Source organism: Sphingomonas sp. T1 (assembly GCF_902506585.1).
Classification (GTDB): Bacteria; Pseudomonadota; Alphaproteobacteria; order Sphingomonadales; family Sphingomonadaceae; genus Sphingomonas; species Sphingomonas aerolata.
The window spans coordinates 809,223-828,790 of sequence record NZ_LR733875.1; the positions used below are offsets into that span (position 1 = coordinate 809,223).

The window sequence follows — 19,568 nt, forward strand, 5'->3', positions numbered from 1 at the left end:
CGTCACGCTCGACCCCACGTCCGAAACGCCAGCGCCGGCACCGGCGGACATTATGGTCACCGGCACGCGCATCACCCGGCCCAATCTGAAGTCGGCGAGCCCGATCACCAGCATCGGTGCCGCGGAGATCAAGGCGCAGGGCGCGGTCAATCTCGAGGAGGTGACGAACCGGCTGGGTCAGGTGCAGCCCGATGCGCAGCAGAATTATCAGCAGAGCAACGGCCAGCAGCGCGGCGTCAAGCTGCGCGGGCTGGATTTCAACCGCACGCTGTCGCTGATCGACGGCCAGCGGATCGCCGGGACCGAATCCGTCGACACCAACCTGATCCCGGTCTCGCTGGTCGAGCGCATCGACCTGCTGACCGGCGGCGCATCCTCGGTCTATGGCTCCGACGCGATCGCGGGCGTCGTAAACTATGTGATCCGTCGCGATTTCGAAGGACTGCAGCTGTCGGGCAATTACAGCTTCTACAATCATGACAACCGCGCCAACGCCTCGACACCCGTCGCCCAGCGTTACGGGATCGCCACGCCGACGGGGCTGACCAACGATGGCGGCCGCGCGGATCTGAGCGCGACCTACGGCCATAACTTCCTCGACGATCGGCTGAATGTCTCGGTCTACGGCACCTACCGGACCGCGGACGGCATCTTCTTCCGTGACCGCGACGCGTCGGGCTGTCAGCTGCGCCGCGACACGGGCAACCCGCTCAGGGTCAACAACCTGATCTGCGGCGTGACCGCGGCGTCGCCCAACGGGACGCTGACGGCGAACGGCGTAAATTATTCGAACGTCACCGGCAGCCCCGGCGTCTTCGCGCCCGCATCGACGATTCCGGGCTATGCGAACCAGGCGGACCGCCTCGCGGCGCGTGGTTATGAGCGCTTCAACGGCGGCGGCTTCATCAACTTCAAGGCGTCGCCCGCGGCCGAGTTTTCGGCGGGCGTGATGTACCTTCGCGATACATCGGAGAACCTGCTCTACGGCCCCTATGTCCAGGGCAGCTACCGGGTGAACTGCGACAATCCGCTGATGTCCGCATCGCAGGCGCAGACGATCTGCGGCGCGAATGCCGGGTCCGGCGCGTCGGCGCCGCTCGGTGTCCAATACGGCTTTCCGGGGCTGGCCGGCGACCGCGACAAGGAAAGCTTCAGGAACACGCAGACGCGCATCAACGCGTCGGTCCGCGGCGAGATCGCCGAGGGCTGGCGGTATGACGTCGGCGGCGTCTACAGCACGAGCCGGCAATTATGGGAGCCCGGCGGCAACCCGGTCGCCGCCAAGGTCAGCCGCGCGCTCGACGTCGTCAACGTGAACGGCGTGCCGACGTGCCGGTCGGTGGTCAACGGCACCGACCCCGCCTGCGTACCGCTCAACGTGTTCACCGCCAACAATCCCGGCAGCGCCGCGCTCAGCGACTATCTGTTCGATGAGGGGCTCGGCGTGCAGGACCTGCGCGCGAAATTCTATGACGTGACCGCCAATCTGACGGCGGATTTCACGCGCTACGGCATCCGGTCGCCATTCGCCGAACAGGGCCTGGCGGTGGCGGTCGGCGGGGAATATCGCCGGCAGGAAGAGCGGACGACGCGCAACACCCGCTTCATCGAAGTCTATGGCGGCGTACCCGACAGCCTGACCACGCAGGACGTCGTCGAGGGCAATGCCGAAGCCCAGCTGCCGCTGGTGCAGAACGTGCCGTTCTTCAAACTGCTGCAGGTCAATGGCGGCTATCGCCTGTCGAAATACAGCACCAATCCCCAGACCTTCAACACATGGAAGATCGAGGCGGTCTATTCGCCGAGCGAGGACGTCACGTTCCGCGTCGGCCGGAACCGGGCCGCGCGCGCGCCCGGCCTGAGGGAGGCCGATCAGGTCGTCGGCTATCAGAATGCAACGATCGTCGACCCCTGTGCCAGCGTCAACGGCGTCGCACCAAGGGCCAGCATCGAGGCGTGTCGCCTGACCGGATTGCCCGACGCGCAATATGGCAATGGTCTGGCCGCGGGTATTCCCGGCAGCCTGCGCTGCGTCGACGATGTCTGCCGCCAGCGCAACAACGGCACGCCGATCGATCCCGAGGACGCGCAGACGCTGACCTATGGCCTGGTGCTGACGCCCCGGTTCCTGCCGCGGTTCAGCTTCTCGGTCGACCGGTACAAGATCCGCGTCGACAATGTGATCAGCTATCTGGGTGCGAGCTTTGCGGTCGATGGCTGCGTGATCACCGGCGACCCCTATTATTGCAGCCGGCTGGTGCGCGATCCGACGACCTATCAGCTGAACGGCACGGGCACCACGGCGGGCTATATCCAGGGCGGCAATCTGAATGCGTACCGGCTCTATGCGAGCGGCTATGATTTCCAGGCGCAATATTCGGCGCGGCTGGGCGGGACGGCGGGCAAGCTCGACTTCCTGATGAACGGCACGCTGACCACCGACCAGGGCGGCCAGGCCGCGCCCGATCAGCCGCGGACCAATTGCGTCGGCTATTTCGGCGGATCCTGCCCGCAGCCGACGCCGCGCTGGATCCATAATGTCCGCACCACCTATTCGAGCGACGACGGGATCTTCAGCGCGTCGGTCGCGTGGCGCTATATCGGTGGCACGACCGCGGGTCAGAATGGCGGCCCGAACTCGACACCGGCGACCGAGGTCTCCGACTTCACGCGGATTCCCGCCTATCATTATTTCGATCTGTCGCTGGGCGTGAACATCGCCAAGCGGATGACGCTGACCGCGGCGGTCAACAATATCTTCGACCGCCAGCAGCCGATCCTGACGAACACCTATGATTACGCGCTGTCGCGCGGGAACACGATCCCCCAGCGTTACGACACGCTGGGACGCCAGATCTCGATTTCGGCAACGACGCGCTTTTGATGCGCGTGGTCCAAGGGGCGGTCCGCCGGCGGCGCATGGCCCTCGTCATCGCGCCGTGCGTTGCCGCGGCGCTGGTTACTGTCTGCCAGCCCGCGGTCGCTGGCCCCTCCCCGCTGCTTCCGCTGCCCGCGCATGCGACAGCGGGTACGGGCAGCGTCCGCATCGACGACGGTGCGCGGATCGTCGTCCCTGCCGGCGACGCGGGCGCTGCCAGTGCGGCGCGGCGCGCGGTCAAGATCGTTGCACGGACGCGCGGCATCACGCTGAGCGTGGCCGACCGCGGAGCGGGGGCGATCAGTTTCGTGCGGCTGCCCGCCGCAAATGGGGGGGCCAGCGAGCGATACCGGCTCGACGTGACGCCCGCAGGGATCCGCATCGCCGCGGCGACCGATGCCGGGCTGTTCTATGGCGCGATGACGCTGGCGCAGATGCTGTCCCCCGATGCGCGGTTCGGGACGGGCGTCGCGGTTCCCGTCGTGGCGATCGATGATGCCCCGCGCTTTGCGTGGCGCGGGGTGATGCTGGACGTCGCGCGCCACATGCAGCCGATCGCGTCGATCGAGCGCGTCATCGACATGATGGCGCAGCACAAGCTGAACCGCCTGCAACTGCATCTGACCGATGACCAGGGCTGGCGGATCGAGATCAAGCGTCATCCCGAGCTGACGCGGATCGGCGCCTGGCGCGCCTCGTCCACGCCCAACGCGGGTGCGCCGGCGGGCCGCTATGGCGGCTTCTACACGCAGGACCAGCTGCGCGCGCTGGTCGCCTATGCCGCGGCCCGCGCGGTGACGATCGTGCCGGAGATCGACCTGCCCGGCCACGCACAGGCAGCGGTCGCCGCCTATCCGCAGATCGGCGTGACGGGAGACCGGCCGCCGGTGTCGGGCGACTGGGGCATCAACCCCTATCTGTTCAACGTCGACGATCGCAGCATCACGTTCGTCAAGCAGGTGCTCGACGAGGTCATGGCGATCTTCCCGTCGACCTATATCCATATCGGCGGCGACGAGGCGCTGAAGGAGCAGTGGCAGGCATCGGCCGCGGTCCAGGCGAAGATGCGCACGCTCGGCATTGCCGATGAAAAGGGCCTGCAGAGCTGGTTCGTCGGTCAGCTCGGCGCGCACCTCGCCAAGCGCGGGCGCCGCCTGATCGGCTGGGACGAAATCCTCGAGGGTGGGCTTCCGCCGACTGCGTCGGTGATGTCATGGCGCGGCGAGGCGGGCGCGATCGAGGCGGCGAACATGGGGCACGACGTCGTGCTGTCGCCCGGCCCGGTCCTGTATCTCGACAATCTGCAAAGCGGGCGCGACGACGAGCCGCCGGGACGCATGGCGGTACAGACGCTCGCTGACGTCTATGCCTATGACCCCCTGCCCGCCGGGATCGCCGCGGCAAAGGCGCATCACGTGCTGGGGCCGCAGGCCAATCTGTGGGCCGAATATATGGTCACCCCCGCGCAGCGCGAACATGCGCTGTTTCCGCGCATCGCGGCGCTGGCGGAGATGGCCTGGTCGCCGCGCGCCGCGCGCGACTGGCCGGGCTTCCTCGTGCGGCTCGATCCCCAGCTCAACCGCTATCAGCGGCAGGGGATCGCCGCCGCGGACAGCGCCTTCGCGGTCGATTACACCGTGGTCGGCGGGGTCGGTCCGGCGGTGCGCGGCAAGACGGTCACGATCGGCATGGCGAACCAGGCCGGCTATGGCACGATCCGCTACACGACCGATGGCGCGGCGCCGTCATCGACTTCGCGCGCCTATGCCCGACCGCTGAGCGTGGCGCCGGACACGGTCGTCCGCGCAGTGACGTTCGCACCCGACGGCCGCGCGCTCGCCGCCGTGCGCAGCTTCGATACCGCACCCGCCGCGCTGTTGACGCGGGCAAGTGCGAGCCTCGAAACCTGTGCCGGCGCGGGGATCCGGCTGCGCCTGCCGCTGACGCCGGATGCGACGGGCGGCGGGCCGGCGTACAGCATGAACATCTATGACGGCTGCTGGCTGTACCGCGCCGCGCCGCTCGGACAGATCCGGGGCATCACGGTCTCGCTCGGCCGGCTGCCGCGCAACTTCGCGCTGCGCCAGCCGCAGCGCCAGATGGTCGCGTGGCGCTACAACCCGACATATTTCGGGACGCTGATGGTGCATGCGCGGACCTGCGACGGGCCCGCGCTGGCGATGGTGCCGCTGCCCGATCCGGCGACCACGCCGAACCGGTTCACGCTGACCGCGCCGCTGGCGGGCGGCACGACCGACACGGACCTGTGCCTGATCGTCGCGCCGCCGGTCGGTGGACCGCTCTACGGCGTCGACACGGTACGCTTTACGCTGAAGGACATTCGATGACCGATCCCCTGCGCCCATCGCGGCGCGACGCAATCGCCTTCACGGCCGGAACGCTTGGCGCAGCGATGGCCTTTCCCGGCGGCACGTTCGCGACGACCATTGGCGCGGCGACCATTGGCGCGGCGCCCACCGGTGCGGCGCTCGTGCCCTTCGGTGCCACGCCGTCGAAGCGGCAACTGGCGTGGCACCGGCTGGAACAGACCGCGTTCGTCCACTTCACGATCAACACCTTCACCGACCGCGAATGGGGCTATGGCGACGAGGATCCCGCGATCTTCGACCCCAGGCAGTTCGATGCCGACCAGATCGTCGCCGCGGCAAAGGCGGCGAACCTGCGCGGCCTGATCGTCACCGCCAAGCACCACGACGGCTTCTGCCTGTGGCCGAGCAAATTCACGAAACACAGCATCGCGAGCAGCCCCTACAAGAACGGCAAGGGCGATATCGTCGGCGAACTGGCCGCCGCATGCCGGCGGCAGGGGCTGAAGTTCGGGATCTACCTGTCGCCCTGGGATCGCAACCATCCGGACTATGGCCGGCCCGAATACATCACCTTCTTCCGCAACCAGCTGCGCGAGCTGCTGACGCAATACGGACCGATCTACGAGGTATTCTTCGACGGCGCGAACGGCGGCGACGGCTATTATGGTGGTGCGCGCGAAGTGCGGAAGATCGACGCGGTCCCCTATTATGACTGGCCGTCGATCATCGCCTTCGTCCACGCGCTGCAACCGATGGCCTGCACCTTCGATCCGGTCGGCGCGGACCTGCGCTGGGTCGGCAACGAGGAGGGCGAGGCCGGCGACCCGTGCTGGGCGACGATGGACGACAAGGGCTTCACCGAGGAAAAGGGCAATGCCGGCGTTCGCGGCGGCGCGATCTGGTGGCCGGCCGAGGCGGATGTCTCGACCCGCTATGGCTGGTTCTGGCACGCCTATGAGGACGGGCAGAGCCGCAGCCCCGCCAATCTGATGAAGATCTATTTCGAGACGGTCGGGCGCAGCGCCGGGCTGTTGCTCAACCTGGCCCCGGATACGCGCGGGCTGGTGACCGACGAGGATGTCGCGAACCTGACCGCGTTCGGCACGGCGATGCGCGCGATGTACGCCACCGACCTGAGCAAGGGTGCGATCGCCTCTGCGAGCAGCGTGCTCGCCGGGCATGACGCATCGCATGTGCTCGACGGCAATCCCGAAAGCTTCTGGGTCAGCGCCGATCGGACGCCGGTCCCGACGCTGACGCTCGACCTGAAACAGCCAAGGCTGTTCGATGTCGTCAGGCTGGCGGAGCATCTGCCGCTCGGGTTGCGCGTCGACCGGTTCGCGATCGACGCGCAGGGCCCGACCGGCTGGACCGAAATCGCCAGCAAGCAGGGCATCGGATCGCAGCGGCTGATCCGGCTCGACGCGCCGATCACCGCGCGGCTGGTCAGGTTGCGGATCACCGCAGCCGCCGCGGCGCCGGCGATCACCGAATTCGGCGTGTATCTCGCGCCCGTGCTGCTCGATCCGCCGCACATCGTCCGCGACCGCGAGGGCGTGGTCACGCTGACCAGCGATTCTCCCGGGCTGGCGATCGCCTACACCACCGACGGCAGCGCGCCGACGATCGCATCGCCGCGCTACACGGCGCCGTTCGCGATGCGCGATGCGGGGATCGTCCAGGCGATCAGCATCCACGCGGCCAAGGGTGCGGTCAGCAGCGTGGGGCGTCGCAACTTCGACATCCGCAAGAGCGACTGGAAGATCCTGCGGGCCAGCGCGCCGCTGGCCGAGCTGCTGATCGACGAGAAGAACCGCACCGACTGGGTCGCGCCGCTGACCGGTGCGGACGGCAAGCCGTGTTCGGTGACGATCGATCTCGGACGCAGCGTCGAGCTGCGCGGGTTCGTGCTGAAACCCGGCTGGCACGCGCCGCAGGGGGCCGGCGACCCCGCCGCCTGGCGCGTACGCATCGGCGACGACCCGAGGCTGGCCGACGCGCCGCAGGAGCAGGGCGAGTTCTCGAACATCGCTGCCAACCAGGCGCCGCAGCGCCTCGCCTTCGCGCGGCCGCACCGTGGACGCTACATCGAGATCGCCTTCACCCGGACCGCCAAGGGCGAGACGCGGCTGGCCATCGCGGAGCTCGGGGTGCTGACGCAGTAGACCGGTCGCGGCGCGGCGTGTGATGGCGAGTAACCAAAAGCTAAGTCTTTGTTGTTTAACATAGCGCAATGTTCATATCGCTTACTGCGCGGATCGTCGCGATCGGCCTCATCGTGGTCCTGGCACTGGGGTCGCTGGCCGGGCTGCTCGCCGACGCCTCGTACCAGGCCAGCCAGAGCTTCCAATGGGCCGCCCATTCCGCGCAGGTCATCGAGACGACCGAGGCGGCGCTGAACGATCTGCGCGAGGCCGAATCGGGCCAGCGCGGGTTCGTCATCACGCGGGATCCGGCCTATGCCCGGTCCTTCGCCAAACGCCTGGACAGCGCCGCCCGGACCATCGCGCGGGTTGCGGGCCAGACCCGCGACAACCCGCGCCAGCATGCCCGTGCGCGGGAAATGGCATTGCTGATGAAGGAGCGGTCCGCCTTTCTGCGCCAGCCGCTCGACCTTGCCCGCCGGGGCAATTTTGCGGGAGCGGTCACGATCATCGCCAGCGGCCGTGGGCGCGACCTGATGGATGCGATCAGCGTGCGCGGGGAGGCGTTTCTCGAAGAGGAACGCGCGTTGCAGACCACGCGGCAGGATGCGGCGGCGCAGCGCCTGCGCCGCGGCAAGCGGCTCGCCATCTTCGGCGCGATCGCCGTCGCGCTGATCGTCATCGGCGGCTTTACCTTGCTGGTGCAAGGTATCCGCCGCCCGCTGGAAACCATGTTGCGCGCGATGACCGCGCTCGGCAGCGGGGACGAGCAGACGCGGATCGATACCGCGATGGGATCGCGCGAGTTCAACCGGCTCGCGATCGGCTATAATGCGATGGCCGACCGGCTGGAGGGCGCGGTTTCCGATCAGGGCGCGAGCGAGCGCCAGCTGCAGGTCGTCAACGCCGAGCTCGAACGCAATACCAAGACGCTGCGCGAACGCGGCGACGTGATCGAGCTGCTCGGCGGCATGGCGCATCGCATGCAGGCCGCGCGCACCGACGACGAGCTGGCCCAGATCATCCGGGTGTTCGTACCGCAGGTCCTGCCCGACATTCCCGGCGCGCTGTACGCGCACAACAACTCGCGCAATTGCCTGGTCCCGGTCGCCAGCTGGGGAGACATCGTCGTGCCGGACGACGGCTTCGCGCCGGAGCGGTGCTGGGCACTGCGCCGCGGCCAGAGCCATTCGGTCGTGGATCCGCGCCGCGACATCGTCTGCGCGCATGTCGCCGAGGGCGAGGTCTATCACTGCGAACCGCTGCTCGCGGGCGGCGAGGTCATCGGCGTGCTCTATCTGCGCGGCCGGATCGAGGCCGAGAACCGCTTTCGGATGAACGTGCTGACCGAGAACATTGCCTCGGCGCTGGTCAACCATCGCCTGCAGCGGTCGCTGCGCGAACAGACGATCCGCGATCCGCTGACCAGCCTGTTCAATCGCCGCTACATGGAGGAGGCGCTCAAGCTGGAGATCGCCCGCGCCTCGCGGTCGGGCAATCCGCTCAGCCTGGTCATGTGCGACGTCGATCACTTCAAGCGGTTCAACGACGAGTTCGGTCACGACGCGGGGGACGCGGTGCTCCAGCAGGTCGCGGCCGAGATGCGCAGCCGGTTCCGCGACGGCGATGTCGTCTGTCGCTTCGGCGGCGAGGAGTTCACCATCATCGCGCCGGGCACGACCGCCGAGGCGCTGGCCAAGCGCGTCGATATCGTCCGGCAGGCGATCGCCGAGATCGCCGTCCGCCACGGCAACCGCGCGCTGGGATCGACCAGCATGTCGTTCGGCATCGCGACCTGGACGGACATCATGGACCGGGAGGGCGCGACGCTGATCCAGGCGGCGGACATGGCGCTGTATCAATCCAAGCGCGACGGCCGCAACCGCGCGACGATCAGCGCGCTCGCGGCCTGATCCGGGCGCTCCGGAGATCGATATCCTCCGCCGTACCGGGCGGTGTCAGAAGAGCTTGCGCAGGCCCAGCCTGACGGACCGGCCGACCGGATCGATATACGCCGCCTGGAACCGGTTCGACGTCCGCCCGAGCCGATCGCGAACCGCGATACGGTCGTTGAGCAGGTTTTCGACCGTCAGCTGCAGCGTCATGTTGCTTGCCCAGGGACGTTTGATGATCTGGTCGACCTTGAGCGAGCTATAGGGCACCAGCCAGGTCCGACCTGAAAAGCGCAGATCCGACGCCGCCAGGTCGCTGCGGATCCGGGTCGGCCCCTGCAGACGGCCGAACACGCCGATGCTCGCAGCCCCGAGCGATCCGCTGAGGTTCAGCTCGGTTTCCCAGCGCGGTCGTCCGCCGGTGCCGGTCAGCGTATCGCCATCGAGGAGATCGAGTGCCGGCCCCCCGCTCCGCAACAACAGGCGATCGTCGAGCCGCCACGTCGTGGTCATCGACATGTTGAGGTGCGGCCGGGGCCGGGGTGGCGCCGGCGGTGGCACATCCTTCGCGGCAATGCCGACGGGCGGCGTCAGCGGCGCAGGCGCACGCCCGATCGGCGTCGACAGGCTGATCGTCGCCTGCACCTTCGTTTCGCGTTCGCGGGCGATGTTGACCGGCCGCAGATCGGCGCTGACGAGCTGTCCTGTTGCATCACGCTGGAACGCCCCGGCAAATGCGGTCTGGAAGGCCGGGGTGGCGCTGCCCAGCGTCGCGGTCTGATTGTCGATGCGCGTCTGGAGATAGTTGAGCGTGAGCCGCAGATCGCGGGCCTTGATCGGCGACACGGCGACACCCAGCGTGACGAGCCGCCGGCGTTCCGGGTCGAGCGCGGGATTCCCGCCGGCGATCGTCGTGACGAGCACGCTGGTGCCGGTGGTGAAATCGAAAAACGGCGTGTTCGGGGTGGTCACCGTCGGGTTGGTCAGCAGCGCGATCGCCGGCGGGGTCTGCGCGGCATTGACCGAGGCGATCAGCTGGACCGGCCGCACCGGCGACCATGTCAGGCCGTAGTTGGAACTGAGCAGCCGGCCGTAATCGGACACGTCCGAGACGCCGATCATGCCGTTGACCGACAGCTGTCCGAGAAACGCGAGAACGTCCTGATTGGCAGAGGCGATCGGCAGATCCGCGTTGACGCTGGCCCCCCCGGTGGTGCGCGTCAAATCGAGCGTCGTGTCGCGCAAGCCCGGCAGGCTGCCCGAACTGCTCGACCGGGCATAATCCCCCGAGAGCGTGATCTGCGCGTCGCCGGCCGGCAACCGGACCAGCGGGCCGTTCGCGACCGCCTTTGTCAGCAATGTGCCGGTAACGGTCCGGCTGCGATCGGCCAGCCGAAGCGCCGCCGCCTCGGGACTTACGCGCGCCAACGGATCGCCCCCCGCATCGATCGCGGCCTGCAGATCGTCGATCGGCACGCCGCGTTCGGACCGCGCCACCCCCTGCACCCGGTCATAGCTGGTCGTGACGTTCCACCCCCAGCGCCGGATACTGCCCTGGACCATGCCAGATCCATGCAGCGTCAGGCTGGTGCTCCGCTGCTGGAGCACCGCATCGGGCAGGTAGCGATAAAGCAGGACATCGTCCGCAAAGGGCAGCGCGCCGCGTCCCCCCGGCACACTCAACAGCGCGGGCGCCAGACCGTTCACGCCGATGTTACGCTGCGCTTCCATCGACAGGTTGAGCGATCCGCTCATCGTCCGCCCGATCGGTGCCGCGAGCGTTCCGTCGACCGAAATCCTGTCGCTGCGCTGCTGGAGCGAGCGATAACGCCCGATATCGGTGACCGCGGGTGCGCCGGCGCCGGCGGCATAGCCCGCCAGAGTGTCGCGCCCCGCCGGGTCGTCCGGCACGGCGGCGATCGTGACCGGGGCCCCGACGAGCGCATCGAGCGCGGGATCGATACTGGCCCCGCCTATTCCCGTAACGGTGCCGCCAAGCGCATAGAGCGTGTCCGGATCGGGCAGGATCGCGCGTTCGCTCTGCAGGATCGGGTTGAGGCGAAGATGCGACAGCGTCAGCGTCGCGCGGCGCGGCCCGTCGATCCGCGCGGCGGTCACCTCGGCATAGCTTGTCTCGCCCCCGCCTTCGGTCGTGACACCCGTGGCCTGCTGGTAGGTGACCGCGCGAAACCGCTTCTTGGTGATGAAGTTCATCACCCGGATGGTGGACGGAAACCCGAAGCGTGCGGCCTCGGACTCGGGCAGGACCTCGATCTTCTCCATCGCCTCCTGCGGCAGGCTGTAGAGTTCGTTCATGCTCGACATGCGTCGACCGTTGAGCAGATAGACCGGATCGCCGCCGCTCGCCGACGTCGTCAGTGGCTTCAGGCGTTCGAGCAGCGTCTTGAGATCGGTCGCACCCAGCGACTGGATCCCGGCCTGATCGAGGGTCGCGGTCGGATCGATCGCCCCGACCGCGCTGCCCGCGCTCCGCTGGCCCGTGATGACGATGTCGTCGCCCGACGCCGATGCCGGCATGGGGATCGCCTGCGTCGATCCGGCCGCGGGACAGACCACGCCGCCCCCAAGGCAGACGAGCATCGACGGGTACAGGCGGACCGGCGCGTGAACCCTCACGAACGGCGGATCGGGATGGCGGGGGGATCGATCATCGTCACACTCTCACGCAGCGGGCGAGATCGAGTGGAGCGGTATTATATGTCGGGAATAGGGCGGCTTGTGAAAGCAGGCAGGGCAGTATGCCTGAAGGCAGCGCGGTCACGCCACGGATCGGGGCGTCGGGACGCGATCCGGCGCATCGCCGGCATGGGATGCCGCAAGACTATTGCCTATCGTCCGGGCCGGATTACGCTTCGTCATCGTAGCGCGAGACTGCGAGTCGGAGATCGATGGTCGCGCGCTGCTGCAGGTCTATCCGAGGTGATCCGCTATGGCCGTCAGGGACAAGGCTTCGATCGATACCCAGCATGCCGTGATCGTCGTGATCCGGGGCGATCCGGTCCCCGACGCCGCGATCCCGACGATCGAACTGGATCTCGCGAAATTTCAGAGCGGTCGCTGGGCGTTGCAGCTCGACGCGGCATTTGCCCGGCGCGAGGAGCCGGCGGTGATCCTGGCGCAGGGGGTCGCCTGTCTGGCCGTCGCGTGGTGGGCGCAATTGTCGCCGCGCAGCTATCTGGAGGCGATCGAGGGCGCGGTCCTGCTGTCGCCGCTGTCAGTCGGTTTCGGTCAGGAGGCGATCGCGGCGGCGGCGCGTCCCGGGCCCGCCACCCGCCTGCCCTTCCCGTCGGTCGTCGCCTGTGCCCCGGGCCCGTTCATCGACCGGGTGCTGGCGCTGGCCGATCGCTGGGGCAGTCATTTCGTCGAGCGCGGATCGATCGCCGCACCGGCGCCGACGACGCGCACCGCCACCCCGACCGAGGACGAGGCCCGGCTGATCGCGCTGCTCCCGCTGCTCGAGCACCGGGTGCCGGGCGAGGCCTTCGCGCCCGGACCCCGCCCCGCGCGGCGCCCGCGCCGACCCGCCGCGATCGACTGAGCGCGCCTGCCGTCGGCGCTGCGCCGCGAGGCCCGCCCCTCCCCACCCCCCGGTCGGCATCGTCGCCACGCTGACGAGCGCGCCGCAAGCGTGCCTCGTCGAGATCGCGCAGGTCGATCCCGCGGATTGATTGAAGCGACGGTCGGCGCCGGCGCCGTTCGCTAAACCCAGGCTTGATCGGGCCAAAGCCGCTATCGATGGCGGTCCGCGCGTCGGCGTGGCAGAGGGCGCGCTCAATTCATCCGAGGCTTCATGACCGATCTCGCCGTCCTTTACGAACATCCCGCCTGGTTCGTGCCGCTGTTCGCGGCGCTCGACGCGCGCGGCGTCGACTTTTCGCGCGCCACGCCCGACGGCTTCTGGAACCCAGCAGACCAGACCGGCCCCGGCCGCGTCGTGTTCAACCGGATCGCGATGTCGAGCTTCCTGCGCAACGACGAGCATCCGATCTTCGACACGATGGCGATGCTCGATCACTGGCGCCGCACCGGTGCGCGCGTGATCAACGGCGCCGACGTGCTCGCGATCGACGCCTCCAAGGCACGGCAATTGTCGCTGATCGCGTCGCTCGGCCTCGCGATCCCCGAGACGCGTATCGTCCACCGCGCCGCCGACGTCGTCGCCGCGGCGCAAACGCTGCGCTTCCCGCTGGTCGTGAAGGCCAATATCGGTGGATCGGGCGCGGGGATCATCCGCTTCGACAGTCTCGACGAACTCCGCGCCGCGGTCACCGACGATGGCCTGCCGAGCAGCGTCGACGGCGTGTTGCTGGTGCAGGAATATGTCCCCGTCCGGGGTGGCGCGATCACCCGGATCGAGACGCTCGACCGCAAGTTCCTCTACGCGATCGAGGTCGCGGGCGGCGGCGCGTTCGATCTCTGCCCTGCGGATGCGTGCGTCGTCCCCGGATCGGGGATCAAGATGGCCGCGGTCGAGCCGTCGCAGGTGCTGAAGGATGCCGCCGAGGCGATCGCGCGCGCGGTCGATCTCGATGTCGGCGGGGTCGAGGTGATGATCGACGACCGCGACGGCGTCGCGCGCTTCTACGACATCAACGCGCTGTCCAATTTCGTCGCCAGGCCGCTCGACGTCCTCGGCTGGGATCCGCATGACCGGCTCGTCGATTACCTGATCGAACAGATTGGGAAGACTCGTTGATGCGCTATGGATACTGGACTCCGGTTTTCGGCGGCTGGCTTCGCAACGTCCCCGACGAGGGGATGGAGGCGAGCTGGGCCTATACCAAGGCGCTGACGCAGAATGCGGAGCGCTGGGGCTATGACCTGACGCTGATCGCCGAGCTGAACCTCAACGACATTAAAGGCGTAGAACAGCCCGCGCTCGATGCGTGGTCGACCGCGGCGGCGCTGGCGGCGGTGACCGACAGCATCGAGCTGATGGTCGCGGTGCGCCCGAACTTCCACCACCCGGCGCTGTTCGCCAAGGCGGCGGCCAATATCGACCGGATCTCGGGCGGACGCCTCGCGCTCAACGTCGTGTCGTCCTGGTGGGCGGACGAGGCGAAGCAATATGGCCTGCAGTTCGACCAGCATGACGATCGCTATGCGCGGACCGACGAATGGCTCTCCGTCGTCGACGGGTTGTGGACGCAGGAGCGGTTCGACTTTGCCGGGCAGTTCTACACCACCGAGCAGGCGATCTGTTCGCCCAAGCCCGTCAAGCGCCCCACCGTCTATGCCGGCGGCGAGAGCGAGAAGGCCAAGGCCATGATCGCCGCGCAGTGCGACGCCTATGTCATGCACGGCGACCCGGCCGACGCGATCGCGCCGAAGATCGCCGACATGGCGGCGCGACGTGCAGCCGCCAATGAAAAAAGGGGGGGCGGCGCACCGATGCAATACGGCATGGCCGCCTATGCGATCGTCCGCGACAGCGAGGCGGAGGCGAAGCGCGAGCTCGAGCGCATCACCAGCGTCACCGAACTGCCCGCGGGCTATGCCAATTTCGACCAGTGGCTGTCGGGCACGCAGCTCGAACGCGAACTGAAGATCCAGGAATATTCGGTCTCCAACCGCGGGCTGCGCCCCAATCTGGTCGGCACGCCCGAACAGCTGAAGGAGCGGATCGCGGAATATGAGGCCGCCGGACTAAACCTGCTGCTGCTCCAGATGAGCCCGCAGGCCGAGGAAATGGAGCGGTTCGCGGTGCAGGTCATGGGGTCCGCATGATCCGCCTGCGCGACGTTTCCAAAACCTACCCGGCAAGCGAAGCGGCGGCGCTCGACGGCGTGTCGCTGGAGATCCCGGCGCGCGGCGTGTTCGGGGTGATCGGTCAATCCGGCGCGGGCAAGTCGACGCTGATCCGGCTGATCAATGCGCTCGAACGGCCGACGTCCGGGCGCGTCGAGGTCGACGGGATCGACGTCGCAGGCCTGTCGGCGGCGGAGCTGCGCGCGCTCCGGCGGCGGATCGGCATGATCTTCCAGAATTTCGGGCTGCTCTCCTCGCGGACGGTCGCGGCGAACGTCGCCTTCCCGCTGGTGCTCGCCGGCGTCGCGAAAGCGACGCGCGAGAGCAAGGTCGCCGCCTTGCTGGACCGAGTCGGCCTGTCCGATCACGCCGCCAAATACCCCGCCCAGCTGTCGGGCGGGCAGAAGCAGCGCGTCGGTATCGCGCGCGCGCTCGCCACCGACCCCGACATCCTGCTGTGCGACGAGGCGACGAGCGCGCTCGACCCCGAAACCACGCGCTCGGTGCTCACGCTGCTCCGCGACCTCAACCACGACCTCGGGCTGACGATCGTCCTGATCACGCACGAGATGGACGTCGTCCGCTACGTCTGCGACCGCGTCGCGGTGCTGGAACGCGGCCGGGTCGTCGAGACCGGCACCGTCACCGACATCTTCGCCAACGCCGCGCATCCGGCGACCCGGCGCATGCTCCAATCCCTCTCTCATCAGGAACGGGACGGCGCCGCGTCTTTTGCGGACGAAGAGCAGATGCGATGATCACAACCAGCCCCGCCCTTCAGGTCCTGAGATCCACCCCAAGCCCGTCATCGCCGCGCAGGCGGGGATCCAGACCCGCAACCTCGGCGATCCGATCGAAGCGTCTGCCAGTCTGGGTTCCCGCCTCCGCGGGAATGACGGCCAGGATGCGTCGTGTCGCGCGCCTGCCGCTCACTGGCCTGCCGATCCCCCCAACAGGTAACGGCTGATGACCTTCTTCGAAAATGTCGACTGGTCCGATATCGGCCAGGCGTGCCTCGACACGCTCATCATGCTCGGCGGGTCGCTGGTGCTGACGATCCTGCTCGGCCTGCCGCTCGGCGTGCTGCTGTATCTGACCGGCAAGGGGCGGCTGATCGAGAACCGGCTTGCCAATGGCGCGCTCGGGATCGCCGTCAACATCCTGCGCTCGGTGCCGTTCATCATCCTGCTGATCGTGATGATCCCGCTGACCGTGCTGCTGGTCGGCACGTCGCTGGGCGTCGCGGGCGCGATCCCGCCGCTCGTCGTGGGGGCCGCGCCCTTCTACGCACGCCTTGTCGAGGGATCGCTGAAGGAGATCGACCGGACGACGATCGAGGCGGTGCAGGCGATGGGCGCGACGACCCGCCAGATCGTCACGCGGGCGCTGATCCCCGAGGCGATGCCGGGGCTGATCTCGGGCGCCACCGTCACCGCGGTCGCGCTCGTCTCGTTCACCGCGATGGCCGGCGTGGTCGGCGCGGGCGGGCTCGGCGATCTCGCGATCCGTTTCGGCTATCAGCGCTTCCAGACCGACGTGATGGTCGTCACCGTTGTCCTGCTGGTCGTCCTCGTCCAGATCATCCAATATGCCGGCGACGCGCTCGCCCGCCACTTTACCCGCCGCTGATCCAACGATTTTGGGAAATGCCATGAACCGCCGCACTCTGCTCGCCTCGCTCTCGCTGCTCGCGCTCGCCGCATGCGGTGGCGCCAAGACGGATGATGGCACGGCGCTGACCGTCGCCGCGACCGCGGTGCCGCATGCCGAAATCCTCGAATCGATCAAGCCCGCCCTCGCCAAGCAGGGCGTCGATCTCAAGATCCGCGTCTTCAACGATTATGTGCAGCCCAATCTGCAGGTCGAGCAGAAGCAGATCGACGTCAGCTATTTCGAGACCAAGCCCTATCTCGACGAGTTCAACGCGTCGCGCGGCACGCATCTGGTTCCCTATGCGGGTGTCCATGTCGAGCCGCTGGGCGCCTATTCGCGCAAGTGGAAGACGATCGCGCAGGTCCCGAACGGCGCGACCGTCGCGATCCCGAACGAGCCGAGCAACGGCGGCCGCGCGCTGCTGCTGCTGCAAAAGGCCGGGCTGATCACGCTGAAGAACCCGACCAACCCGCTGTCGAGCCTCAACGACATCGCGACCAACCCGAAGACCCTCAAGTTCAAGGAGCTGGAGGGCGCGACCCTGCCCCGCACGCTCGGCGAGGTCGATCTGGCGCTGATCAACACAAACTATGCGCTCGACGCGAAGCTCAACCCGGTGCGCGACGCGCTCGCGATCGAGGACAAGAACAGCCCCTATGTCAATTTCGTCGTCGGCCTGCCCGGTGGCGACAAGGATCCGCGCGTCGTCAAGCTGATCGCCGCGCTGCGCAGCCCCGAGACGCGGCGCTTCATCGCGGACCGTTATGCGGGCGCGGTGCTGCCCGCGTTTTGAGCCGCGGTGACGAACGGATCGCTGCACGTCATCCGCCCGGGCGCGTCGACCCGCCCCGAGACGCGGCGCCGATAGGTCGGCGCGGTCGCCGCCGTGATCGTGACGTCGTACCAGCCATGGCTGTTGCGGAGCGGCCAGCGGTAGCGCGCGTCGACCAGCCCAGTCACGAGCGCCGCCGCCCCGACGCGTTCGACCTGCGCGACCAGTCCGTGCGCGCGGTGTCCGGCGGGTAGCACTAACGCCAGCTCGGTCGGTGTCATGCGCCAGACGAGCTGCGATACCAACGCGGCATCGTCACGATGCCCCGTGAAATGCCGGTGAAACCCGTTGGGGCCGAGCACCCAGAGATCATAGCGACCCTCCGCGTCGAATCCCCATTGCCCGTCCAGCGTGCGCCCGGGCTCGACCGTGAAGCGGCGGGGCGGCTGGTCCAGGCCCCTACGGTCATAGACGTGGAACACCGCGGCCTGCGTACCGTCGGTGGTGAAGTCCAGCCGGATCGCGTCACCCGTGATCGTCTCGCCGACGCGCAGCGCATAGGGCAACGGGCGGGACCGGCGGATGCCGGGTTCCTGCCACGGGAGTGACGCGTCGATTGGTGCCTGCGGGCTCGGCTGCCGGGGGATCGCCGCGGCGCGTGCGGCATCGGCGCGGGGATCGGGCATCGCGGCGAAGGGCGCGACGTCGGCGGCGGTGAAGTCGAACGCCGAGGTCAGGTCGCCGCAGACCGCGCGGCGCCACGGCGCGATGTTGGGCTCGTGAAAATCGAACCGCCGTTCAAGGAAGCGGATCACCGAACTGTGGTCGAACACCTGCGAATTGACCCACCCGCCCCGGCTCCACGGCGAGACGACGTACATCGGCACGCGCGGCCCCAGGCCATAGGCGCGGCCGCGATAGGCGGGGAGGTCGAGCGCCGCATCGCCCTTGCTCGGGTGGCGGTGATAGCTGCCGGTCAGATCGACCGTTGATCCGCCGAGCAGCGTGCCGTCGGCAGCGCGCGACGGCGGCGCGGGCGGCGGGACATGATCGAAAAAGCCGTCATTCTCGTCGAACATGACGAACAAGGCGGTCCGCGCCCAGATCTTCGGGTCTGCGGTGAGCGCGTCGAGAACCTCGGCGGTATAGGCCGCACCCTGTGCCGGGCTCGACGGGCCGGGATGCTCGGATCCCTTCGCGGTGGCGATGACGTACGACACCTGCGGAAGTCGCCCGGCCAGCACGTCGGCGCGCAGCGCGTCGAGCCCGCGCGTCGTCAGCGCCCGGTCGCGCAGTTCCGCGTCGCCAGCCGCATGATGCGCCGCGCGGAAGGCGGCGAACCCGACCAGCGGGTTGTCGGTGAAATTGTCCGCCATGTCCTGATAGATGCGCCAGTCGACCCCCTTGGCCTGCAACCGCTCGACCACCGTGGTCCAGCGATAGGGGTCGGGATCGCCGCCATCCGCCGGGAAACTGTCATGCGAATTGCCGATCGCCGGACCGCCCTGCGTGCCGCCGGGATCGTTGGTGCCGCTCCACAGGAACAGCCGGTTCGTGTTGGTCCCCGTCTGCACCGAGCAATGATAGGCGTCGCACAGCGTGAACGCCTCGGCGAGCGCGAACTGGAACGGCAGATCCTCGCGCCGGTAATGGCCCATCGCGCGCTGGCTCTTCGCCTCGGGCCAGTGCGCCATCCGCCCCTCGTCCCAGCCGCGCTGCGCATCGGGCCAGCTGTGCGGCGTCCCCTCCATCCGCATCAGGTCGAAATTGGTGCGGGTGGCGAGATGGAAGGGCAGCACGGTCCGCGCGCCGCCCGGTGCGGTCCGGTCGCGCTGATACCAGACCGGCGCCGCCGCCCCGCCCGCAGACGGTGCGGGCACGGGGATCGGCAACCGGTCGGCAAAGCCGCGGACGCCGCGCAACGTGCCGAAATAATGATCGAACCCGCGATTTTCCTGCATCAGGATGACGACATGCTCGACATCCATGATCGAGCCCGTCTTCACATCGGGCGCGATCGCCGCGGCGCGCGCGATCGCCGCGGGAAACGCGGACAGCGCGGCACCGGTGGCGCCTGCACCGAGCAGTGTACGACGCGAGACATCGGTCATCGGGGCAACCCACAGGAGG

12 protein-coding genes are annotated in these 19,568 nt (G+C 68.3%); 10 read left to right on the top strand and 2 right to left on the bottom strand.

Annotation, left to right across the window (positions count from 1 at the left end; genetic code table 11):
* The 4 genes from GV027_RS03505 to GV027_RS03520 all read left to right on the top strand — a co-directional run.
* Positions 1 to 2,884 (top strand): TonB-dependent receptor domain-containing protein (locus GV027_RS03505; RefSeq protein ID WP_159511007.1); only part of this gene is annotated, 2,884 nt, incomplete at its 5' end.
* A gap of 35 nt (positions 2,885 to 2,919) precedes the next feature.
* Entirely contained in the window at positions 2,920 to 5,226 is a 2,307-nt protein-coding gene (locus GV027_RS03510; RefSeq protein ID WP_159511008.1) for a beta-N-acetylhexosaminidase, read from the top strand.
* Complete coding sequence (locus GV027_RS03515) at positions 5,223 to 7,373, top strand: alpha-L-fucosidase (RefSeq protein ID WP_201302568.1); 2,151 nt, start codon at positions 5,223 to 5,225, stop codon at positions 7,371 to 7,373. The genes GV027_RS03510 and GV027_RS03515 overlap by 4 nt, the downstream gene beginning before the upstream one ends.
* A gap of 68 nt (positions 7,374 to 7,441) precedes the next feature.
* Positions 7,442 to 9,265 (top strand): diguanylate cyclase, encoded by a 1,824-nt coding sequence (locus GV027_RS03520; RefSeq protein ID WP_201302569.1) that lies wholly within the window; start codon positions 7,442 to 7,444, stop codon positions 9,263 to 9,265.
* A 45-nt stretch (positions 9,266 to 9,310) separates the two neighbouring features.
* Here the strand turns inward: GV027_RS03520 and GV027_RS03525 are convergent, their stop codons facing one another.
* On the bottom strand, positions 9,311 to 11,782 hold the full coding sequence (locus tag GV027_RS03525; protein ID WP_159512713.1) for a TonB-dependent receptor: 2,472 nt from the start codon (positions 11,780 to 11,782) through the stop codon (positions 9,311 to 9,313).
* A gap of 412 nt (positions 11,783 to 12,194) precedes the next feature.
* Here GV027_RS03525 and GV027_RS03530 point away from each other — a divergent pair, with 412 nt between their 5' ends.
* The 6 genes from GV027_RS03530 (at position 12,195) to GV027_RS03555 (ending at position 17,459) form a co-directional block, all read left to right on the top strand.
* A complete protein-coding gene (locus GV027_RS03530; RefSeq protein WP_159511009.1) occupies positions 12,195 to 12,803 on the top strand; it encodes an alpha/beta hydrolase in 609 nt (202 codons plus the stop codon).
* Between the two features lie 252 nt (positions 12,804 to 13,055).
* Positions 13,056 to 13,961: an ATP-grasp domain-containing protein gene (locus GV027_RS03535; RefSeq protein WP_159511010.1), complete on the top strand. Its 906-nt coding sequence runs from the start codon at positions 13,056 to 13,058 to the stop codon at positions 13,959 to 13,961.
* Positions 13,961 to 14,992 (top strand): LLM class flavin-dependent oxidoreductase, encoded by a 1,032-nt coding sequence (locus GV027_RS03540; RefSeq protein ID WP_159511011.1) that lies wholly within the window; start codon positions 13,961 to 13,963, stop codon positions 14,990 to 14,992. Before GV027_RS03535 ends, GV027_RS03540 begins: the two co-directional genes overlap by 1 nt.
* A complete protein-coding gene (locus GV027_RS03545) occupies positions 14,989 to 15,771 on the top strand; it encodes a methionine ABC transporter ATP-binding protein (RefSeq protein ID WP_159511012.1) in 783 nt (260 codons plus the stop codon). Before GV027_RS03540 ends, GV027_RS03545 begins: the two co-directional genes overlap by 4 nt.
* Positions 15,772 to 15,979: 208 nt before the next feature.
* A complete protein-coding gene (locus GV027_RS03550) occupies positions 15,980 to 16,642 on the top strand; it encodes a methionine ABC transporter permease (RefSeq protein ID WP_107932587.1) in 663 nt (220 codons plus the stop codon).
* A 22-nt stretch (positions 16,643 to 16,664) separates the two neighbouring features.
* A complete protein-coding gene (locus GV027_RS03555; protein WP_159511013.1) occupies positions 16,665 to 17,459 on the top strand; it encodes a MetQ/NlpA family ABC transporter substrate-binding protein in 795 nt (264 codons plus the stop codon).
* Here GV027_RS03555 and GV027_RS03560 read toward each other — a convergent pair.
* Positions 17,429 to 19,549 carry a phosphocholine-specific phospholipase C gene (locus tag GV027_RS03560; protein WP_159511014.1) on the bottom strand — a complete coding sequence of 707 codons (2,121 nt, stop codon included), beginning with the start codon at positions 19,547 to 19,549 and terminating at the stop codon, positions 17,429 to 17,431. The genes GV027_RS03555 and GV027_RS03560 overlap by 31 nt on opposite strands.
* Positions 19,550 to 19,568: the final 19 nt, after the last annotated feature.

Bases quoted from the DNA above. Each gene is read 5' to 3' on its own strand.
- GV027_RS03560 (WP_159511014.1), bottom strand. From the start codon at position 19,549: ATGACCGATGTCTCGCGTCGTACACTGCTCGGTGCAGGCGCCACCGGT.
- GV027_RS03550 (WP_107932587.1), top strand. From the start codon at position 15,980: ATGACCTTCTTCGAAAATGTCGACTGGTCCGATATCGGCCAGGCGTGC.
- GV027_RS03530 (WP_159511009.1), top strand. From the start codon at position 12,195: ATGGCCGTCAGGGACAAGGCTTCGATCGATACCCAGCATGCCGTGATC.
- GV027_RS03525 (WP_159512713.1), bottom strand. From the start codon at position 11,782: ATGCCGGCATCGGCGTCGGGCGACGACATCGTCATCACGGGCCAGCGG.
- GV027_RS03555 (WP_159511013.1), top strand. From the start codon at position 16,665: ATGAACCGCCGCACTCTGCTCGCCTCGCTCTCGCTGCTCGCGCTCGCC.
- GV027_RS03540 (WP_159511011.1), top strand. From the start codon at position 13,961: ATGCGCTATGGATACTGGACTCCGGTTTTCGGCGGCTGGCTTCGCAAC.
- GV027_RS03545 (WP_159511012.1), top strand. From the start codon at position 14,989: ATGATCCGCCTGCGCGACGTTTCCAAAACCTACCCGGCAAGCGAAGCG.
- GV027_RS03515 (WP_201302568.1), top strand. From the start codon at position 5,223: ATGACCGATCCCCTGCGCCCATCGCGGCGCGACGCAATCGCCTTCACG.
- GV027_RS03510 (WP_159511008.1), top strand. From the start codon at position 2,920: ATGGCCCTCGTCATCGCGCCGTGCGTTGCCGCGGCGCTGGTTACTGTC.
- GV027_RS03535 (WP_159511010.1), top strand. From the start codon at position 13,056: ATGACCGATCTCGCCGTCCTTTACGAACATCCCGCCTGGTTCGTGCCG.
- GV027_RS03520 (WP_201302569.1), top strand. From the start codon at position 7,442: ATGTTCATATCGCTTACTGCGCGGATCGTCGCGATCGGCCTCATCGTG.